Source organism: Streptomyces sp. NPDC037054 (assembly GCF_055606745.1).
The window spans coordinates 131,829-152,026 of sequence record NZ_JBVJSJ010000007.1 but is presented as its reverse complement, the minus strand read 5'-3'; the positions used below and the strand labels follow the sequence as shown (position 1 = coordinate 152,026).

At 72.7% G+C, this 20,198-nt stretch carries 14 protein-coding genes; 10 read left to right on the top strand and 4 right to left on the bottom strand.

Features of this window, described 5'->3' with window-relative positions:
• Positions 1–154: 154 nt before the first annotated feature.
• The 3 genes from ACZ7D7_RS18570 (at position 155) to ACZ7D7_RS18560 (ending at position 8,224) form a co-directional block, all read left to right on the top strand.
• A complete protein-coding gene (locus ACZ7D7_RS18570; protein ID WP_470825513.1) occupies positions 155–931 on the top strand; it encodes a hypothetical protein in 777 nt (258 codons plus the stop codon).
• A gap of 284 nt (positions 932–1,215) precedes the next feature.
• Complete coding sequence (locus ACZ7D7_RS18565; protein ID WP_470825512.1) at positions 1,216–3,252, top strand: flotillin family protein; 2,037 nt, start codon at positions 1,216–1,218, stop codon at positions 3,250–3,252.
• A gap of 79 nt (positions 3,253–3,331) precedes the next feature.
• Complete coding sequence (locus ACZ7D7_RS18560; protein ID WP_470825511.1) at positions 3,332–8,224, top strand: DNA repair ATPase; 4,893 nt, start codon at positions 3,332–3,334, stop codon at positions 8,222–8,224.
• A 130-nt stretch (positions 8,225–8,354) separates the two neighbouring features.
• Here the strand turns inward: ACZ7D7_RS18560 and ACZ7D7_RS18555 are convergent, their stop codons facing one another.
• Positions 8,355–9,131, bottom strand: coding sequence for a calcium-binding protein (locus ACZ7D7_RS18555; protein WP_470825510.1), 777 nt, complete (start codon positions 9,129–9,131; stop codon positions 8,355–8,357).
• Between the two features lie 191 nt (positions 9,132–9,322).
• Between ACZ7D7_RS18555 and ACZ7D7_RS18550 the strand changes: the two genes are divergently transcribed.
• Positions 9,323–9,997 carry a lytic polysaccharide monooxygenase auxiliary activity family 9 protein gene (locus ACZ7D7_RS18550; protein WP_470825509.1) on the top strand — a complete coding sequence of 225 codons (675 nt, stop codon included), beginning with the start codon at positions 9,323–9,325 and terminating at the stop codon, positions 9,995–9,997.
• Between the two features lie 232 nt (positions 9,998–10,229).
• On the opposite strand, the gene ACZ7D7_RS18545 is transcribed toward ACZ7D7_RS18550, so the two are convergent.
• The gene (locus tag ACZ7D7_RS18545; RefSeq protein ID WP_470825507.1) at positions 10,230–10,694 is read right to left on the bottom strand and encodes a hypothetical protein; all 465 of its coding nucleotides are present in this window, start codon (positions 10,692–10,694) and stop codon (positions 10,230–10,232) included.
• A 224-nt stretch (positions 10,695–10,918) separates the two neighbouring features.
• A complete protein-coding gene (locus ACZ7D7_RS18540; RefSeq protein WP_470825506.1) occupies positions 10,919–11,884 on the bottom strand; it encodes a glycoside hydrolase family 6 protein in 966 nt (321 codons plus the stop codon).
• Between the two features lie 206 nt (positions 11,885–12,090).
• Between ACZ7D7_RS18540 and ACZ7D7_RS18535 the strand changes: the two genes are divergently transcribed.
• The 4 genes from ACZ7D7_RS18535 to ACZ7D7_RS18520 all read left to right on the top strand — a co-directional run bounded on the left by ACZ7D7_RS18535 (position 12,091) and on the right by ACZ7D7_RS18520 (position 16,239).
• Positions 12,091–13,104 carry a LacI family DNA-binding transcriptional regulator gene (locus tag ACZ7D7_RS18535; protein WP_470825505.1) on the top strand — a complete coding sequence of 338 codons (1,014 nt, stop codon included), beginning with the start codon at positions 12,091–12,093 and terminating at the stop codon, positions 13,102–13,104.
• A gap of 287 nt (positions 13,105–13,391) precedes the next feature.
• Entirely contained in the window at positions 13,392–14,672 is a 1,281-nt protein-coding gene (gene pcaDC, locus ACZ7D7_RS18530) for a bifunctional 3-oxoadipate enol-lactonase/4-carboxymuconolactone decarboxylase PcaDC (RefSeq protein ID WP_470825842.1), read from the top strand.
• 76 nt (positions 14,673–14,748) lie between these two features.
• Positions 14,749–15,384, top strand: a complete 636-nt coding sequence (locus ACZ7D7_RS18525) for an MBL fold metallo-hydrolase (protein WP_470825841.1) — start codon at positions 14,749–14,751, stop codon at positions 15,382–15,384.
• 75 nt (positions 15,385–15,459) lie between these two features.
• Positions 15,460–16,239 (top strand): exodeoxyribonuclease III, encoded by a 780-nt coding sequence (locus ACZ7D7_RS18520; RefSeq protein ID WP_470825504.1) that lies wholly within the window; start codon positions 15,460–15,462, stop codon positions 16,237–16,239.
• A 224-nt stretch (positions 16,240–16,463) separates the two neighbouring features.
• On the opposite strand, the gene ACZ7D7_RS18515 is transcribed toward ACZ7D7_RS18520, so the two are convergent.
• Positions 16,464–18,230 (bottom strand): SGNH/GDSL hydrolase family protein, encoded by a 1,767-nt coding sequence (locus ACZ7D7_RS18515; RefSeq protein ID WP_470825503.1) that lies wholly within the window; start codon positions 18,228–18,230, stop codon positions 16,464–16,466.
• Positions 18,231–18,466: 236 nt separating this feature from the next.
• Between ACZ7D7_RS18515 and ACZ7D7_RS18510 the strand changes: the two genes are divergently transcribed.
• Both ACZ7D7_RS18510 and ACZ7D7_RS18505 read left to right on the top strand, forming a co-directional pair.
• Positions 18,467–18,871 (top strand): DUF6278 family protein, encoded by a 405-nt coding sequence (locus tag ACZ7D7_RS18510; protein ID WP_470825501.1) that lies wholly within the window; start codon positions 18,467–18,469, stop codon positions 18,869–18,871.
• Between the two features lie 126 nt (positions 18,872–18,997).
• Positions 18,998–19,741 carry an amino acid ABC transporter ATP-binding protein gene (locus tag ACZ7D7_RS18505; protein WP_470825499.1) on the top strand — a complete coding sequence of 248 codons (744 nt, stop codon included), beginning with the start codon at positions 18,998–19,000 and terminating at the stop codon, positions 19,739–19,741.
• The last annotated feature ends 457 nt before the right edge of the window (positions 19,742–20,198 follow it).

Sequence of the window (20,198 nt, the reverse complement as noted above, 5' to 3'; positions counted from 1 at the left end):
GCGCCGACCACCCCTCGGGCGCCGCCCACGGCGCCCGCTTGCCCCCCACAGCGCCCGCTTGCCCCCCCCACTGCCGGGATCCGGCACCGTGTCCCGGGCGGAACTGCCGTGCCGCCGCATGGAAGGTGCCGACGCCGGGCGGCATCATCCCGGCATGGTCCGTGTCCGTCACACCGTTCTCCTCCACGCCGTGCCCCGCTCCTGGTGCGAGTCCGTCCTGGCCGTGCTCGCCGGTCTGGCGGACGACAGCCGGGCCGAGGACGGCCGGATCCGGCTGCCCGGCGGGAACGTCGTCCCGGACGTGCGGCTGGTGGAGGGCCGGCATCTGCGGACCGGCGCGGTGTACGCCGTCACGGACGACGACGGTGAGACGGCGCACGTCACGCTCCAGGAATGGAACCGGCGGCGCGCCCTGCGGGCCGAGGCGCGCCTGGTCACCGGCGACGGCGAGTTCGGGCTGCGCACCACATTGTGGAGCGCCGACCGGCCGCGGCACCTCCGGATCGACGGATATGCCCGCCTCGACGGCACGGGACCCGCCCTGTCCGCCGGGTCCGCCCTGTCCGCGCTGGACGGCACGCTGCGCCTGCGGCTCGACGACTGGTGGGCCGCGGCGGACGGCAAACGCGGCGCCGCTGCCGTCCCGCTCGGGGCCCGGCTCACCCACCGCCTCTTCCGGGCCGAACTGCGGGCAGCGCCCCGCCCGCGCGACTACGGCGACCAGTGGGACGTGCGCGTCACCGTCATCCTGCGCGGCCGCGGCCTGCTGCGCCCGCTCGCGGCCGTGCTGCTCCGGCTGCTGCACGGCCGGCTGCGCCGGTCCGTCGTGCGGTCCGTCGACGAGTTCGCGGCCGGATGGAACCAGCGGGTGCCGAAGGCGCTGGCCCACGATCCGGCCGGACTGCGCGAGACGCTCACCGCCGAGCGATGACCACCGTGCCGTGTGGATGACGCGTACCTGACGGCCACCGGCATGCAGACCCCGGTGAACACTGCCGGGATCCGGCAATGCGCGGACCGTAACAGGGCGGGCAGCATGAGCTCAGGGGGAGCACGGCTGACGACACCGATGCCGGGCGCCGGAACGACGGCGTGCCGAGCGACATCGCACGGGTCCGACGTCGAGCCGCGAAACCGTGCGGCCCGGACCGCGGACGTCGTCCGGCGCCCGATTCTCCTCAGGCTCAACTCCGTTTCGCCTCAAGGACGTATGCCATGACTGTCGTGATCGTGGGCGTCGGCGTGCTCGTCGCCGCCTGCCTGCTCCTGCTGTTCCTCGTCTCCCGGCTGTTCCGCAAGGTGGAACAGGGCAAGGCGCTGATCGTCTCCAAACTGCGGAAGGTCGACGTGACCTTCACCGGACAGGTCGTCCTGCCGGTGCTGCACAAGGCCGAGGTGATGGACATCTCGGTGAAGACCATCGAGATCACGCGGGCCGGCAAGGACGGGCTGATCTGCCGGGACAACATCCGCGCCGACATCCGCATCTCGTTCTTCGTCAAGGTCAACAAGACCGTCGAGGACGTCATCAAGGTCGCCCAGGCCGTCGGCACGGCACGCGCGAGCGACCGGGAAACCCTCCAGGAACTGTTCCACGCGAAGTTCTCCGAGGCGCTGAAGACCGTCGGCAAGCAGATGGACTTCACCGACCTCTACACCAAGCGCGAGGAACTGCGGTACCGCATCATCGAGGTCATCGGCATCGACCTGAGCGGCTACCACCTCGAGGACGCCGCGATCGACTACCTGGAGCAGACGCCGCTCAGCCAGCTCGACCCGGCCAACGTCCTCGACGCACAGGGCATCCGCAAGATCACCGAGCTGACGGCGATCGAGCACGTGCGCACCAACGAGTTCCGGCGCACCGAGGAGAAGGAGATCACCCGGCAGAACGTCGACGCGCGCGAGGCCATCCTGGAGCTGGAGCGCCGCCAGGCGGACGCCGAGATCAAGCAGCGCCGCGAGATCGAGACGGTACGGGCCCGCGAGGAGGCCGAGACGGCGCGGGTGGTGGAGGAGGAACGGCTGCGTGCCCAGGCCGCGTTCCTCAGGACCGAGGAGCAACTCGGCGTGCAGCGGGAGAACCAGGCCCGCGAGATCGCCGTCGCCGCGAAGAACCGCGAGCGGGTCATCGCCATCGAGAACGAGCGCATCGAGAAAGACCGCGTCCTCGAAGTCATCGCCCGCGAGCGGGAGACCGGCCTGACGCGGATCGCCGCCGAGAAGGAGGTCGAGGCGGAGAAGCGGGACATCGCCGAGGTCATCCGGGAACGCGTCGCCGTGGACCGGACCGTGGCCGAGCAGGAGGAGGCCATCAAGCGGCTGCGGGCCGTGGAGGAGGCGGAACGGCAGCGGCAGGCCGTCGTCATCGCGGCGGAGGCCGAGGCGCAGGAGACCCTCGTCAAGGAGATCAAGGCCGCGGAGGCCGCCGAGCAGGCCGCCGTGCACCGCGCCGCCGAGGAACTCACCCTGGCCGAGGCCCGGTTGAAGAGCGCCGACCTCGACGCGCAGGCCAAGGTGCGGCTCGCCGAGGGCGTCCGGGCCGAGTCCGCCGCCGAAGGGCTCGCGGCGGTCCAGGTCCGCGACAAGGAGGCGGAGGTCATCGAGAAGGCCGGCCGCGCGGAGGCGGAGGCCGCCCAGGCGCGCATGCGGGCCGAGGCGGAGGGCACGAAGGCGAAGGCACTGGCGGAGGCCGAGGGCATCGGGGAGAAGCTCAAGGCGGAGGCCGCGGGCCTCACCGAGAAGGCGGCGGCGATGGCCGCCCTGGACGACGCCTCCCGCGGCCACGAGGAGTACCGGCTGCGCCTGGAGGCCGAGAAGGACGTCCGGCTCGCCGCCCTCGACGCGCAGCGGCAGGTCGCCGAGGCGCAGGCCACCGTGCTCGCCACCGGCCTGGAGGGCGCCGACATCAACATCGTCGGCGGCGAGTCGCTGTTCCTCGACCGGCTGATGTCCTCGATCGCGCTCGGCAAGAGCGTCGACGGCTTCGTCCAGAACTCCGAGACCGCGCAGGCCCTCGCGGGGCCGTGGCTGGACGGCACGTCGAGCTTCACCGACGACCTGAGCCGCGTCCTCGGCCAGGCGTCCACCGCCGACGTGCGGAACCTGACCGTGTCCGCGCTGCTGATGAAGCTCATCAACGGCGGCGGCGCACAGGCCGGACAGCTCCAGCGCCTGCTGGACGCCGCCGGTGAGCTCGGCCTCGCGGACACCCCGCTCACCGCGGTCAACGGCAGCGGCGCCGCGCACTGACCGCCCCGGCCGGAAAGCCGCCGCCGCCCACCCGGCGGCGGCTCCCGGCCGCGTCCGACCGACTTCCTGAGAGGGATCCATGACCACCGGCCTGGACACGGGCACCTACGAGGTGCTGCGCGACCGCCTCACCGCTCAGGCCGCGGAGCTCGCCCGCCGCGCCGAGGCCCTCAACGCCCGCCGCGTCGAGGAGTTCGGCGCCCAGCGGCTCGAACTCGCGGGCGCCGAGCGGCTGCGCACCGAGCACGCCCGCGTGCCCCGCGACGTCGTCGCCGTGGGCGACGCCCTGCTCTTCGGCCACAACGACTTCGGCGGCCTCAGGAACGAGACGGCCGTCGGCGACGTCTTCGCGCTGTACGACCGCGACCTGAACCGGCTGCCCGACGACGCCGTGCCCGGCCTGCTCGACGACCCCGCGTTCCGCCGCGAGTTCGCCGCCCTGTACCGCTACTACCGCCAGGCACACCTGCTGCAACTGCGTTGCGTCGACGGCAAGTTGCTGGCCGTGTTCCGCACCGGCGAGAAGGCCGCCGACCTCCGCGTGCTGCGCTGGGCCGCCACCGACGACGGACAGGTGTCCTTCCTCGACGCCCGCGGCGACCGCGACCACGTCTTCCCGCCCGCCCACGACTTCACGTGGACGCCGACGACCCGCGAGGACCACGTCCTGGGCAGGCACCCGCACGTCGCCGTCGAGGACGAGCTGTACGTGTCGACGACCGGCGGCACGCTCACCGTCAAGACCGAGAACGACACGGAGACCGGCGAGGGCGTCCACTGCGAGCCGGTCGCCGAGCCGCTCCAGTCCCTCGCCGACGCGGACATCGCCTACGCCCGCGTGGGCGCGCTCATCCTGCTGGACGTCCTGCCGTACAAGGAGGACACCCACCGCTACCTGGTCTTCAACACCCTCACCCGGACCGTCGTCCGCCTCGACGGCATCGGCCGGGCCTGCCGGCGGCTGCCCGAGGACCAGGGCATCGCCTTCCCCGGCGGCTACTGCCTGGCCGGCGGCGCGCACAAGACGTTCGACGGCATCGACACCGCCGAGCTGGAGTTCGAGCGCGAGATACGCTCACCCAACGGCGAGGACGTCCTGTACGCCTTCCACGCGCGCGTGGAGGGACGCAGCGTCCTGCTGCCGTACAACGTGATCCGCAAGGAGGTCGCCAACCCGCTGACCTGCCACGGCTGGGCCCTGTTCGACGACGGCACGCTGCTCGCGCTGCGCGGGGACCCCGCGGGCAACGACGCCGAGCCGCAGCGCGTCCACGCCGTCCAGCGCTGGACGTCCCCCTACGTCTCCGACACCCACGCCGCCGCGCGGCCCGCCGGGGGCGGGGCGGTGGCCCGCGTCGGCAACGCCGACCTCGTGCGCGGCATCTCCGACTGCCTGTCCGTCGCGGCCGCCGTCACCGGGACCACGCCCACCGGCGAGGTGTACCGGGCGATCGCCGCCGACTGCGTCACCGCCGCCGACACCCACCACTGGCTGGGCGACCCCGAACTCGGCGACCTGCTGGAGCCGTTGGAGCAGGTACGCGCGACCGCAGAGCAGGTCATCACCGAGTTCGAGACCGTGCGGACCCTGACCCGGCAGGCCGCCGACGCGCTCACCGAGGCCACCGACCGCGTCACCGCCGTCGTACGCCGCCTGCGCGGCGAAGCACCCCGCGCCGCCACCGCCTGGGTCGCCGGACTGACCGAACTCCGTGCCGCGCAGGGCCACTTGCTGACCCTGAAGGACATGCGGTACGCGGACACCGACCGCATCGACGCACTCGCCGCGGGCATCGACGCCGACCTCGCCGCCTTCGGGCAGCGCGCCCTCACCCACCTCACCCGCGAGGACGCCTTCACCGCACAGCAGGAGGAGGTGGACGCACTCGTCGCCGCGGCCGAGGACATCGCCACCGTCGCCGAGGCCGAGCCGCTCGCCGCCCGTCTCGACGCCCTCACCCGCGGACTCGACACCGTCACCGAAGTGGTCGCCGGACTCGACGACGCCGACGCCACCGTCCGCACCGCCGTCCTGGAACGCGTCGCCGAGGTCCTCGGCGGCGTCAACCACGCCCGCGCCGGCCTCGAACGCCGCCGCCGCGCCCTCCTCGACCGCGAGGGACGCGCCGAGTTCGCCACCCAGTTCGCGCTCCTCGGCCACACCGTGACCGCCGCGCTCGCCGCGGCCGACAGCCCCGAGGCCTGTGACGAGCAACTCGCCCGGACTCTCGTCCAGTTGGAGAACCTGGAATCCCGGTTCGCCGAGTTCGACGACTTCCTCGGCGACCTCGCGAACAAACGCGACGACATCCACGAGGCGTTCACCGCCCGCAAGCAGACCCTCGCCGACGCCCGCGCCCGCCGTGCCGAACGCCTCGCCGACTCCGCGGGCCGCGTGCTGCGGACCGTCACCCGCCGCGCCGCCGCCCTCCCCGACGCGGACGCCGTCGCCACCTACTTCACCTCCGACCCGATGCCCCTCAAGGTCCGCCGCGTCGCCGGCGAACTGCGCGAACTCGGCGACCAGGTACGGGCGGAGGAACTCGAGGGACGGCTCAAGGCCGCCCACCAGGAGGCGCTGCGCGCCCTGCGCGACCGCACCGACCTGTACGCCGACGACGGCCGCACCCTCCGCCTCGGTGACCACCTCTTCGCCGTCAACACCCAGCCCCTCGACCTCACTCTCGTCCCGCACGGCGACAGCCTCGCCTTCGCCCTGACCGGCACCGACTACCGCGCCCCGGTCACCGACCCCGACTTCGCGGCCACCCGCCCCTACTGGGAGCGCCCGCTGCCCTCGGAGTCGCCCGACGTCTACCGCGCCGAGCACCTCGCCGCCCGGCTCCTCGACGAGCACGGCGCCGAGGCCCTCGCCGAGGCCGACCTGCCCGACCTGGTCCGGCGGGCCGCCGAGGCCGCGTACGACGAGGGCTACGACCGGGGCGTCCACGACCACGACGCGGTGCTCGTCCTCACCGCGCTGCTGCGCCTGTACGCCGCTGCCGGACCCCTGCGCCACGAGCCCTCGGCGCGCGCCGCGGCCCAGCTGTTCTGGGCCCACGGCACCACCGCCGAACAGCGCCAGAGCTGGACCCGGCGCGCCGTGTCGCTCGCCCGGGCCCGCGACACCTTCGGACCGGCGGCCGGACTCGGCGCCCTGGAGGGCGAGTTGGCCGACGCGATCGGCGGACCGGACGGCGCCGCTGCCGCCGCGTACCTCGTCGAGGAACTGACGACCGGCCCCGACGGCTTCGTGATCAGCGCCGGCACCCGCACCCTGCTCGACAAGTTCCGTCGCACGGTGGGCACGTCGGCGTACGACGACGACCTCGCCGGTATCGACGGCCTGTCCGCGCGCCGGCAACTCGTCGAGGCGTGGCTGGCGTCGTACACCGCCGCGACCGGCACCGCCCCGGCGCCCGGCGACCTGGCCGAGGCCGTCGCCGCCGAGCTCTGCCCGGACCTGCCACGCCACGAGTCGGCCGCCCCGCTGACCGAGACTGTCGAGGACCTGCGCGGCGCGCACCCGCGCATCACCGGCCGTGCCCTCACCGTACGGATCGACGAACTCCTGGCCCGCACCCGCCGGTTCCGCACCCACGAGGTCCCCGCCCACCGCGCCTACCAGCGCCGCCGCGCCGCCCTGCTGACCGCCGAGCGCACCCGCGTGCGCCTGGACGAGTTCCGGCCGCGCGTGATGTCGACGTTCGTGCGCAGCCGCCTCATCGACGAGGTGTACCTGCCGCTCGTCGGCGACAACCTCGCCAAGCAGCTCGGCACCACCGGCGCCGCCAAGCGCACCGACAGCGGCGGACTGCTCCTGCTCATCTCCCCGCCCGGCTACGGCAAGACGACGCTCATGGAGTACGTGGCCGACCGCCTCGGTCTGGTCCTCGTCAAGGTCAACGGGCCCGCGCTCGGCCACGGCGTCACCTCGCTCGATCCCGCCGAGGCGCCCAACGCGACCGCCCGCCAGGAGATCGAGAAGATCAACTTCGCGCTGGAGGCGGGCAACAACACCCTCCTCCACCTCGACGACATCCAGCACACCTCGCCCGAACTGCTCCAGAAGTTCATCCCGTTGTGCGACGCCACCCGCCGCGTCGAGGGCGTCGGGGACGGCCAGCCGCGCACCTACGACCTGCGCGGCAAGCGGTTCGCGGTGTGCATGACCGGCAACCCGTACACCGAGTCCGGCGCCCGCTTCCGCGTGCCCGACATGCTCGCCAACCGCGCCGACGTGTGGAACCTCGGCGACGTCCTGACCGGCAAGGAGGACGCCTTCGCGCTCAGCTTCGTGGAGAACGCCCTCACCGCCAACCCGGTCCTCGCGCCGCTCGCCGGCCGCGACCGCGCCGACCTGGAACTGCTGATCCGGCTCGCCGAGGGCGACCCGTCGGCCCGCGCCGACCGGCTGTCCCACCCGTACGCGCCGGCCGAACTGGAGCGGATCCTGGCGGTGCTGCGCCACCTGCTCGCGGCCCGCTCGACGGTCCTCGCGGTCAACGCGGCGTACATCGCCTCAGCCGCCCGCTCCGACGACACGCGCACCGAGCCGCCGTTCCTCCTCCAGGGCTCCTACCGCAACATGAACAAGATCGCCCAGCGGATCCGGCCGGTCATGAACGACGCCGAGGCGGCCGCCGTGGTCGACGACCACTACACGGCCGAGGCCCAGACCCTCACCACCGGCGCCGAGGCCAACCTGCTGAAACTGGCCGAGCTGCGCGGCACGCTGACGGGCGAGGACGCGCGGCGCTGGGCCGAGATCAAGGCGGCGTACGTCCGCGCACGCACCCTCGGCGGCCCCGAGGACGACCCGCTCACCCGCGCGGTCGCCGCACTCGGCCTGCTCGCCGACCGCATCACGGCCGTGGAGGCGGCGATCACCCGAGCCACCGACCCCCGCCACCTCCTGGCGAACCCGGACGCCCGCCACGCGGCACGCCCGGCACCGCAATCCGACTGCTAGTGCTGCGGCCTTCCCGGTCGCAGCACTAGGAGAAGCAGCCCCCGGGCGGGCGCCGGGCCGCCCCGGCCGGCGGCCCGGCGCCCGCGGCGCCGTTCGCGCCGCGGGCCGGGCCTCCGGTACGCAGGCGCGTCTACGGGTGGACCATGTCGTGGCCGTCCCCGCCTTCGACGACGTCCTCTCCGGTGCCGCCGCAGACGAAGTCGTCGCCGCCCTCGCCGTCCAGCGTGTCGTCACCGGGACCGCCGAGGACGACGTCGCGGCCGTCCCCGCCCATGGCGTGGTCGTCGCCGGGGCCGCCGTGCACGGTGTCGTCACCGCCGTAGCCCTCGATCATGTCGTCGCCCCGGCCGCCCCACATCTGCTGATGGCCGCCGTCACCCATCAGGTGGTCCATGCCGTCGCCGCCGTGCAGGGCGGCGGGACCCATGACCATGTCGTTCCCCGCGCCGCCCAGCACCGCGCGTGCGGTGTGGGCGTGCAGTTCGTCGTCGCCGGATCCGCCGCTGACGGTGCCGATCCCGGGGTCGAACGCGGCGATCGTGTCGTCGCCGTCGCCGAGGACGACGTCGATCCTGTCGGGCCGGGCGCTGTCGGCGGGCAGTTCGCAGACGACGGAGGTGGTGTCCTCGGCCCTGGAGTACGCACAGTGGTCGCCCGGTTCGAGCGGGACCACGTCCCTGAAGCCGATCCGCCGGATCCCGTCGCTGGTGTACATGGAGAAGACGCTGAGGTCGTTGGTCTGCCCCGCGGCGGCGGTGAAGAGGATCGACTGAGTCGCCCAGTCGGCTCCGACCCGGGCCTTCGCCCCGGTGGCGGCGGAGGTGGAGGCGGCTGCCGGGCCGACGGCGAGGCCGGCGGTGAACAGGGCCACGGCGACCGCGCCGACGGCAACTCGGTTTCGGTTCATGAGACCTCATCTCGGGGGAGTGACGGTGGACCGATCCGCTTGGCGTGAGCTGTCCGGAACTGCCCTGTCGGCCAACGCCGAACGGCTCCGCGAGCAACCAACTCGGTTCGTTTCATTGACATTTCATTCAGAAGTCCTACCGTTGGGAGCGCTCCCATAACAGCCTCGTCACTGGAAGGAGTTCCCCCCACATGCGTAACCCAAGCCTGTTAACCGGCCGTTCGCGGTCACCGCTCCGTCGGCCTCTCCAGGTGCTCGTCATGCTGTTCGCCATGGTGGTCGGCGCGCTGACCTGGTCGACCCCCGCCCAGGCCCACGGCACCGTCGTCGGCCCCGCCACCCGCGCGTACCAGTGCTGGAAGACCTGGGGCAGCAACCACACGAACCCGGTCATGCAGACCCAGGACCCCATGTGCTGGCAGGCCTGGCAGGCCAACCCCGACACCATGTGGAACTGGATGAGCGCGCTCCGCGACGGCCTCGGCGGCCAGTTCCAGGCGAAGACCCCCGACGGGACGCTCTGCAGCAACAACCTCTCCCGGAACGCCAGTCTGAACAAGCCGGGGGCGTGGAAGACCACCACGATCGGCAACAACTTCTCGGTCCAGCTGTACGACCAGGCGTCCCACGGTGCCGACTTCTTCAGGGTCTACGTGAGCAAGCAGGGCTTCGACCCCAAGACCCAGTCCCTGGGCTGGGGCAACCTCGACTTCATCACGCAGACCGGCCGCTTCGCCCCGGCGCAGAACATCACGTTCCCCGTCCAGACCTCCGGCTACACCGGACACCACATCGTGTTCGTGATCTGGCAGGCCTCGCACCTCGACCAGACCTACATGTGGTGCAGCGACGTGAACTTCGGCTGAGCCGGTAAGTACCGCACACGGCACCGCCCTCGGCCGGGCGACGGCAACCCGCCGCCCGGCCGACCGAGCCCCGCCGGGGCAGGGGACCCATGTGGTTCCTCCGCCCCGGCGGGGCTTCCGGCGCTCCTGGCGGGGCGACGGGCGGTACGAGAGGTCTTCGACCTGGTCAGGCCGGTTCCCGTGCCGCCGATGGTGGCCAGGCTGCCCGCCCGGGGCCCGGCCCTTCAGGGTGTCAGCAGTAGAACGTCCAGGACGTGGCCGGACTCCAGGTCTCCCCGCCGGTGGCCGCACCCCTCCAGTTGAACTTCGCGACCACGCTGAAACTCGATGTCGGCCAGTTGCACGGATCGACGGCGGAGGTGCGGGCCGTGTCCTCGGTGCCGTGCCAACCGTCGTAGTCGTCCGATGTGCGCAGCGTGACCCAGCCCCCTCGGCCGTCACTCCGCCGCAACTTGACGTCGGTCACCTTCACCTGGAAGCTCCGGCCACCGGCGACGTCGGTGATCTTCGCTCGCGCCCGGTAGGTGTCGTTGGTCTGATCCCACCAGACCAGGGCGCAGCGCTTGACTCCCTCGCCGTGACACACCCAGTCGGGAGCGGCGGATGCCGATGACGGGGTGAAGACGACTGATGCGCCCAGAGTCGCCGCGACCAGTACGCCGACGGTGCCGAACCGTCCCGCGCGATGTGTTCTCACAAGTCCCCCTGTTGTTCTGCCTGTGTTCCAGGGGAACGCTATCCAGTCAGTGACCACAACTGGCCGTTCGTGCAAGGAAGTTGCTCGGTCATGACAATGTCACGATTCCTGTTGCGGGGGACGCGCTGACGCCGGGGGACCCGGCTGCCGGTGCGCTCACGGCGGCAGCTCCGTTCAGGCGGCTTCCCCGTGCCGGACGGGGCCGCACCGGCGGGAATTCTGGATCAGTAGCCGTAGACCATCTTGTAGGCGACCTCGGGGAGGAACTGGCCGGCCGTGGAGCCGGTTCCGACACCGCAGTCGCCGTCGGACTCGCCCGGCGTCTTGATCCACAGGAGCATCTCGGCGCCTCCGCCCTTCTGGGTGGGCGTGCCGATGCGGCGGCCGGAGGGGTTGCACCACTGGCCGTTGGAGCCGTTGCCGTTGCGGCTGGTGTCCACGACGAACGGCTTGGTGTAGCCGTAGCGGGCGGCCAGTTCGTTGTTGACGGCGTTGCCGTAGGCGGTGTTCTCGGCGGTGGTGATGTAGTTGGAGACGTTGAGCGAGAAGCCGTGGGCCCCCCGGAGGCCGGCTTCGTGGAGACGCCGGGCCATGGTCGCCGCGTCGGCCCAGCGCGGGTTGCCGGCGTCCATGTAGACCCAGGTGTTGGGGGCTTGGCGGTTGAACTCGGCGACGGCACCGGTGAGCATGGCCTCGCGTTCGTCGATCTGGGCCTGGGTCATGCAGCCGTAGTCTCCGAGGGAGTCCGGTTCGAGGACGACGACGGCCGGTCGGGACCCGATGCCTCCGGCGAACTGAGCGATCCAGCCGGCGTAGGCGGACGGCGAGGCGGCGCCGCCGGCGGAGTGCCCGCCGCAGTAGTCACGGTGGTAGATGTTGTAGGCCACGAGGACGGGCAGTTTGTCCCGGTGGTCCGCGGCTCCGACGTAGGCGCCGGTCGCGGTGCCGATGGTGCCGCTCCAGGAGCCGAACCAGCGGGCCATCGGTGTGTTGGCGATGGAGGCGTTGATCGCGGCGGCCCGGCCGTCGCCAGGGTTCGCGGCCACCCACCGCTTCGCGCTCGAGTCGGGGTCCACGTAGAACCCGTTGGTCATCGTGGTGGGGTCGGCCGCGTGGGCGGACGGTGCGGCGGCGAACGCCAGCGGCAGGGCACAGAGCGCTGCCATCAGGGTGCGGAGTCTGCGGCTCAAGACAGTACCTCGGTTTCGGAGGAGGCGTGCTTGGGAGCGCTCCCACTGGAAGCGGTCCCAATGGTGTGGGCGAGTGGTTGAGGTGTCAATAGCCTTCGCGGCATTCGGATTTCACTGGGGAGGCAGGTCCTGACGGCCGCTCATACTGGAAGCGCTCCCAGCTTTGTGTTCCCGTGCGCTCCGCGCCTGTGAAAGACTCACGAGCCGTGGCAGAAGCAGCCCCGCGTCGGCATCCGACGCTCGACGAGGTGGCCGAACGCGCCGGTGTCTCCCGCTCCGTGGCCTCCCGCGCCCTGAACAACGCCCCGCATGTCAGCCGTGCCAAGCGTGAGGCTGTCGAACGGGCCGTGCGGCAACTCGGTTACGTACCCAATCCGACCGCTCGCGCCCTGGCCACCCGTCAGACGGGGGCCGCCGCCCTGGTCGTCTCGGGGGAGGATCCTTCGATCTTCGCCGATCCGTTCTTCGCCCGGGTGATCGTGGGGGCGTCGGCCGCCCTGGACGAGGCGGACCTGCATCTCATGCTGTGCCTGGCCGCTTCCGACCGGGGCCGCAAGCGGGTCGCGGAACTCCTGCGGTCCAGGGGCGCGGACGGTGTGATGCTGATGGCGCTGCGCGAGGACGATCCGCTGACCCGGATGGCCGAGGAGGCGCAGATGCCCGTCGTGTTCGGCGGGCGCCCGGTCGGTCCCGCTCCCCGGTGGTACGTCGACGTGGACAACGTCGGCGGGGCGCGCGAGGCGACCGAGCATCTGGTCTCACTCGGCCGCAGGCGCGTGGCCGTGATCTGCGGGCGCCTGGACACCGAGGCCGGGCGCGCCCGGTACCGCGGCTACCGGGACGCCATGCTGGGTGCCGGTCTCGATCCGTTCCCGCCGCTGGAGGGGGACTTCACCGAGCCGAGCGGAGCCGCCGCCATGACCGCGCTGCTGGCGGAACACCCCGACGTGGACGGAGTGTTCGCCGCCAACGACAACATGGCGGCGGGAGCGCTGCGCGTCGTGCGGGAGGCCGGCCGGCAGGTCCCCGGCGACGTCGCCGTGGTCGGCTTCGACGACCTGACGGTCGCCCGGATCGCCGACCCGCCGCTCACCACCGTCCATCAGCCCGTGGAGGCTCTCGGACGGGAGATGGCGCGCATGCTCGTCGCGCTCGTCAACGGGCAGGACCCCACCCCGCTGGTCCTCCCCACCCGCCTGACCGTCCGGGCCAGCGCCTGACTCCGCACCGTCGTCGACGGACGGGCGCCCGGCGAATGGCGCGCCAAATCCCGCCCGCCCAGAGGGTGTTGCCATGACCGGTCGTCTCTCTGGCGTGGTGCAACGGCCAGGCCAACCAGAAGTGGACCCGCGCGTGAGCGACACGGCACCGGCGGCGGGCGACGGGCACCGCGGGCCTGCGGGACAAGGGAGGCAAGCGGCCTTCGCAGGGTCCGTCTGTACGATCTCGCAGGGGGCGTGTGACAGATCGTGACAGACGAAGGTGTGAACCCGTGACCGAAGCCAAGATTCAAACGCTGCAGTACCGCTTTGACGGGCCAGAACACCTCCCCGTGCTGATCTTGGGACCGTCCCTCGGTACCACATGGCACATGTGGGACCGCCAGGTCCCCGAGCTGACCAAGCAGTGGCGCGTCTTCCGGTTCGACCTGCCCGGCCACGGCGGCGCGCCCGCGTACCCGGCGGGCGCCGTCACCGACCTCACCGCCCGGCTGCTCGCCACGCTCGACGGGCTCGGCGTCACGCGGTTCGGCTACGCGGGCTGCGCGCTCGGCGGAGCCGTCGGCGTCGAGCTGGCGCTGCGGCACCCCGAGCGGCTCGCCTCGCTCGCGCTGATCGCCGCCTCGCCCCGCTTCGGCACCGCCGACGAGTTCCGTCAGCGCGGCGTGATCGTGCGGACCAACGGCCTCGACCCGATCGCCCGCACCTCCCCGGACCGCTGGTTCACGAGCGGGTTCGCCGCAGCGCAGCCCGCGATCACCGAGTGGGCCGTGCAGATGGTCCGCACCACCGACCCGGGCTGCTACATCGCCGCGTGCGAGGCGCTCGCCACCTTCGACGTGCGGTCCGAGCTCGGCCGGGTCGGCGTCCCCACGCTCGTCCTGGTCGGCTCCGAGGACCAGGTCACCGGCCCCGCCGAGGCACGCACCCTGGTCGCCGGCATCCCCGACGCGCGGCTCGCCGTCGTGCCCGGCGCCTCCCACCTCGTCCCGGTCGAGCAGCCGGCCGCCGTCACCGACCTGCTGGTGCGGCACTTCTCCACCGCCTGGCAGCCCGTCCACGACCACGGCACCGGCCAGATCGCCATCAGCGCGGCGCCCGTCAAGCCCGTACTGGCCGCCGCGCCCCCGCAGCAGTCGCCGATCGCCGAGATCGCCCCGGCCGTCGCCCTGCCGCAGCAGGGCCGCCCCGACCCCTACGACACCGGGCTCAAGGTCCGCCGCGAGGTCCTCGGCGACGCCCACGTCGACCGGGCCCTGGAGCAGGCCGACGAGTTCTCCGGCGACTTCCAGGAGTTCATCACCCGCTACGCCTGGGGAGAGATCTGGGACCGGCCCGGCCTGGACCGCCGCTCCCGCAGCTGCGTCACCCTCACCGCCCTCGTCGCCGGCGGGCACCTGGACGAACTCGCCTTCCACGTCAGGGCCGCCCTGCGCAACGGCCTCACCCCGAACGAGATCAAGGAAGTGCTGCTCCAGGCGGCCGTCTACTGCGGCGTACCGGCGGCCAACAGTGCCTTCAAGGTCGCCCAGCAGGTCATCCGCGAGGAGACCACCCCGCAGGACTGAGCCGCACACCCCGCCGCGGCGCGCCGGGAAGGGAACCGTGAAGCAGCCGCGGCGCGCCAATATGGGACCCATGACCATGAAGCTCACGAAGAAGTCGCACGCCTGCGTCCGCCTCGACAAGGACGGGCAGACGCTCGTCCTGGACCCCGGGGGATTCAGCGAGGAGGACGCCGCGCTCGGCGCGGACGCGATCCTCGTCACCCACGAGCACCCCGACCACTTCGACGAGTTCCGGCTGCGTGCCGCCATGGAGAACAACCCGGCCGCGCGGATCTGGACGCTCAGGGCCGTCGCGGACAAGATCTCCTCCGCGTTCCCCGGCCGGGTCCACACCGTCGGCCACGGCGACACCTTCACCGCCGCCGGATTCGACGTCCAGGTGCACGGCGAACTGCACGCCGTGATCCACCCCGACCTGCCGCGCGTCACCAACGTCGGCTACCTGATCGACGGCGGCAAGGTGTTCCACCCCGGCGACGCCCTCACCGTCCCGGACCACTCGGTCGAGACGCTGCTCGCCCCGGTGCACGCGCCCTGGAACAAGATCGCCGAGGTCATCGACTACGTCCGCGAGGTCCGCCCGCAGCGCGTCCACGACATCCACGACGCCCTCCTGACCGACCTCGCCCGCCCGATCTACGACCGCCACCTGGGCGCCCTCGGCGGCGCCGACCACGCCCGCCTCACGCCCGGCACCACGACGGACGTATAACCGCACAAGGGGGCATTACCGCCCAGGGAGCGGGCCCGGACCGGGATGTCAGCCCCGCCCGGTAGTTTGTGGGGCATGCGCATCGCGACCTGGAACGTGAACTCGATCACCGCCCGCCTGCCGAGGCTCCTGGCCTGGCTGGAGAGCAGCGGCACGGACGTGCTCTGCCTCCAGGAGGCCAAGGTCGCCGAGGCCCAGTTCCCCTTCGAGCAGCTGCGCGAGCTGGGCTACGAGGCGGCGGTGCACGCCACCGGCCGGTGGAACGGCGTGGCGGTGCTCTCCCGCGTCGGCATCGAGGACGTCGTCAAGGGCCTGCCCGGCGACCCCGGCTACGAGGGCTCCGTGGAGCCCCGCGCCATCTCCGCGACCTGCGGCCCGGTCCGCGTCTGGTCGGTCTACGTGCCCAACGGCCGCGAGGTGGACCACCCGCACTACGCGTACAAGCTCCAGTGGTTCGAGGCGCTGCGCGCCGCCGTCGCCGGTGACGCGACCGGCAGCCGCCCCTTCGCCGTCCTCGGCGACTACAACGTCGCGCCGACCGACGACGACGTCTTCGACGTGGCGGCCTTCGCCGGCGCCACCCACGTCACCCCGGCCGAGCGCGCCGCCCTCACCTCCCTGCGCGAGGCGGGCCTGTCCGACGTCGTCCCGCGCCCCCTGAAGTACGAGCACCCGTTCACGTACTGGGACTACCGCCAGCTCTGCTTCCCGAAGAACCGCGGCATGCGCATCGACCTCGTGTACGGCAACCAGCCCTTCGCGAAGGCCGTCAAGGACGCCTACGTGGACCGCGAGGAGCGCAAGGGCAAGGGCGCCTCGGACCACGCCCCGGTCGTCGTCGACCTCGACGTGTAGCCCCGGGCCCCGGCCCTCCGACCCCCGCCCCCGGCCCTCCGGCCCTCCGGCTCCCGGGCCCGGCGGCCCTCGGCTCCCTGTCCTCGGCCCTCCGGACCTCGGCCCTCCGCAACTCGGGCTCCCGGCCTCGGGCTCCCGGCCCTCCGGCCCCGTGCCCCGACCCTCGGCTTCCTGCCCTCGGGCCCCCGGCCTCCGCCCCCCCGGCGCCGGGCCCCCGGCCCCGGTCAGCCCGTCAGCAGCCGCAGGTTCACCGACTCGGCCAGCGCGGCGAGGCCCGCGTCGCTCGGGTGCAGGTGGTCCCCGCTGTCGTACGCCGGGAGGATCCGCGCCGGGTGCTCCGGGTCCCGCAGCACCGCGTCGAAGTCGAGCACGCCGTCGTACGCGTCCGTGTCCCGGATCCACGCGTTCACGACGGCCCGCTCGGCGTCCACGGCCGCGGTGCAGCGGGCCTCGCCCTCGCACGGCACGATCGTCGCCGCCAGCACCCGCAGACCCCGCGCGTGCGCCCGGTCCGCGATCCGGGAGAGGCCCGCGATCACGTCCCGCGCGGACGCGCCCCAGCGCAGGTCGTTGATCCCCTCGAAGACGACGACCGTACGGGCCGACGTCTGCGCGAACACGTCCCGGTCCAGCCGGTTCAGGGCGCTCACCCCGGCGGTGTCCGTGGACACCCCGTCGCCGGGATAGCGGTCACTGACCACGCGGTTGCCGGAGATGCCCTGGTTGAGCACGCCGTAGCGCGGCACGTCGTGCCGGCCGAGCAGCCGGGTGGCGAGCACGTTCGGCCAGCGCCGGTTGGCGTCCGTCGTGGACCGGTCGCCGTCGGTGATCGAGTCGCCCAGCGCCACCACCGACCCCGGCCCGCCGCCCACGTCCACACCGGTCAGCAGCGGCCAGCTCGTCAGCACCGACGTGAACGGCGCCGCCGAGCCGTCCGCCGCGTGGTCGCCCGGCACGCTCAGGTACGACCGCTGGAACGCGAGCCGGTGCACGGGCGCCGCCGGCACCGGCCCCGGCAGATGGAAGCTCACCAGCAGATTCGCGTCGGCGGGCACGACGAAGTCGAGGGGATCGCTGTACGCCTGCGCCCCGGCCGGGATCTCCACGCCGGCCGCGCCCCCGAAGGTCATCGGCACCGGCGCCCGGCGCGGCACGGCACCCGTCTCCTGCACGGCCACCGTCGCGCTGCCGATCCGCACCGGCGCCCCGGCGAAGGTGTTGTCGAACCGCACCCGCACCCGCGGGCCGCCCGCCGAGGTGTGTACCACCAGCCGCAGCGTCCGGTCCGTCCACGGCCCCACGGCCTGGTAGCCGCCCGTCGACGCCGCCCAACTGCCCGTCCAGCCCGCCGAGTCGCCCCGCACCGACAGCGCGAACACGTGCAGCGCGGGCGCGTCGGGCAGCCGTACCGAGGCGACCTGCCGCCCCGGCGCCAGCGGCACCGTCACCACGTACAGCCGCGCCCGCTCGGCGAGTTGGCCGTCCGGCGTGTTCACGTGCGGCAGCGCCACCGCCTTCGTCGCCAGCGGGCCGGTCCGCCAGTCGGGCGCGGTCAGCAGGTACGAGGAGCGGCCGCCGTCCGCGTACGCGACCGTGCCGGAACCTGACACGTCACCGCCCGCCGTGCCCGCGACGAGGAAGGCGAGCGCGTCACCGCGCCCCGAGACGCGGACCTCCTGCCCCGCCGCCCGCACGTTGTCCGCCTCGCCCGCCTGCCGGCGCGGCCAGGTCAGCCGGGCGCCCTGCACGTCGAGGACGCGGCCCGGGGTCCAGCCCGCCGCCGCCAGGTCCCGCGCCGACAGGGAGGCACCGAAGCCGTCGAAGTCCGCCCCGTCCGGCCGGGCGTCGTCACTGACGGCCGTGTTGTCGAACAGCCGCTCCAGCGGGAGCGGCCCCCGTCTTTCCGACGACGCGGCCTGCGCGGCGGCCCCCGGCACGAGCACCGACAGCAGGGCGAGGACGACCGCGGAACTCCACAGACCTCGGCGCACGGCCGCTCCTCCCGTTCCCGCCGCCCGGTGCGGCACGCCACGACGCGACGAACGCCGCACCGTGAAGCTAGAGAGACCCGTGTGACCCGTCAACGCACCATGCGAGAAGTCGTCCCGAAGTGGCCCGGAAACCGTCCGGCGTCCACCTCCGCGTCACCGTGGCGTCGACCGGGCGCCGGGAAGCGACCGCCGCGCGCCTGTGGTGCGTTCGCCGGTACGAATGACACGCTGGAGGTATGAACATCCCTTTCCTGGGCCGGCGCGCCAAGCCCGGGGTCCCCGACCCCGCGGGCATCGCCGAGCTCCTCGCCGAGTGTGAACTGCTGCGTTCCCTGGCGTCCCGGGAGAGCGTCCTGCTCGACGACTCGGCCGCCTCGCTGGAGGCGCTCGACCAACTGGTCCCGCGCTGGCGGGACGACGAGGAGGTGCTGTCCTGGCTCGGCAACGACGCCGGACTGTACCTGGGCACGGTGATCGTCCGTACCGTGCCCGGCGCCGCCTGGGAGATCCGCTCCGACGGCCAGCCCGTCGTACGGCTCGCCTCCGGCCGCGAGTTCGACGTCGTGGACTACGGGCACGAGTGGGCCGCCAGCGGCGTCCCCGAACTGTCGCAGCTCTACGCCGAGGTCGCGGAGGCGTGAACCACTGGCCCGGGCTGCGACGTAAATACGGCTAATGGCCGACAGGTGCGTGTCGCACCGCGACGTGGATCTTGCCTGGATACGTTGCGGCCACCACCACACGGCGACGAGTGAGTAGGGCTGAGCATGGCCGTCGATCCACTGATCGAGCTGCGTGACGTCAACAAGCACTTCGGAGAGCTGCATGTCCTCCAGGACATCGACCTCACCGTCGGCAGGGGGGAAGTGGTCGTGGTCATCGGCCCCTCGGGGTCGGGGAAGTCGACGCTGTGCCGGGCGATCAACCGGCTGGAGAGCGTCGAGTCCGGCACGATCCTGCTGGACGGACAGCCGCTTCCCGACGAGGGCAAGGCCCTGGCGCGGCTGCGTGCCGACGTCGGCATGGTCTTCCAGTCCTTCAACCTGTTCGCCCACAAGACCGTCCTGCAGAACGTGTCCCTGGGACAGATCAAGGTCCGCGGGCGCAAGAAGGAGGACGCCGACCGCCGCTCCCGCGAGATCCTCGACCGGGTGGGAGTCGCCGACCAGGCGGACAAGTTCCCGGCCCAGCTGTCCGGCGGACAGCAGCAGCGCGTGGCGATCGCCCGCGCGCTCGCCATGGAACCCAAGGCGATGCTGTTCGACGAACCCACCTCGGCACTCGACCCCGAGATGATCAACGAGGTACTGGAGGCGATGCGCCAACTCGCCCGCGAGGGCATGACCATGGTCGTCGTCACCCACGAGATGGGCTTCGCCCGGTCCGCCGCCAACCGCGTCGTCTTCATGGCCGACGGCCGGATCGTCGAGGACCGCAGCCCGGACGAGTTCTTCACGAACCCGAGCAGCGACCGCGCCAAGGACTTCCTCTCCAAGATCCTCAAGCACTGACCGGCGTGCGGACGCCGCGCGCCGGGTTCGCCCGGGGGACCGGACCGCCCCGGCACCCCTCGACTACGATGGGTCCTTCGTCCCGGAGACGGCGGCGGGGGTGGGGACGGTCCCACCGGTCCCGTCCACCGCCTGCGGGACGACCGAGGCCGCGGAACCACCGCGGCCGGACCGGGGACACTGCTGCCGAGTGGGGGGTACCCTCACGGCCCCTCGACCGAAGGGGGCAGCAGTTCACATGAGCCAGGCCCGCCCGGCGGCAGCCGGAGATCACTGCTCGCGCGGTGGACGCGACCCGAACCACGGGGCGTTCGCCGGCGGGGAGAAGGTCAGCTGCGCGCCGGACGGGTTGTGCTCGAGGCAGAGCGGGGCGGCCGTGTCGACGACCGGGGCCGACCGGCTCGCCGAGGCCGAGCGGCCTCCCGTCGCCCAACGGCGCGACGGGAGCCGCTCCCCT

Bases quoted from the DNA above. Each gene is read 5' to 3' on its own strand.
- ACZ7D7_RS18570 (WP_470825513.1), top strand. From the start codon at position 155: ATGGTCCGTGTCCGTCACACCGTTCTCCTCCACGCCGTGCCCCGCTCC.
- ACZ7D7_RS18565 (WP_470825512.1), top strand. From the start codon at position 1,216: ATGACTGTCGTGATCGTGGGCGTCGGCGTGCTCGTCGCCGCCTGCCTG.
- ACZ7D7_RS18560 (WP_470825511.1), top strand. From the start codon at position 3,332: ATGACCACCGGCCTGGACACGGGCACCTACGAGGTGCTGCGCGACCGC.
- ACZ7D7_RS18555 (WP_470825510.1), bottom strand. From the start codon at position 9,131: ATGAACCGAAACCGAGTTGCCGTCGGCGCGGTCGCCGTGGCCCTGTTC.
- ACZ7D7_RS18550 (WP_470825509.1), top strand. From the start codon at position 9,323: ATGCGTAACCCAAGCCTGTTAACCGGCCGTTCGCGGTCACCGCTCCGT.
- ACZ7D7_RS18525 (WP_470825841.1), top strand. From the start codon at position 14,749: ATGAAGCTCACGAAGAAGTCGCACGCCTGCGTCCGCCTCGACAAGGAC.
- ACZ7D7_RS18520 (WP_470825504.1), top strand. From the start codon at position 15,460: ATGCGCATCGCGACCTGGAACGTGAACTCGATCACCGCCCGCCTGCCG.
- ACZ7D7_RS18510 (WP_470825501.1), top strand. From the start codon at position 18,467: ATGAACATCCCTTTCCTGGGCCGGCGCGCCAAGCCCGGGGTCCCCGAC.
- ACZ7D7_RS18505 (WP_470825499.1), top strand. From the start codon at position 18,998: ATGGCCGTCGATCCACTGATCGAGCTGCGTGACGTCAACAAGCACTTC.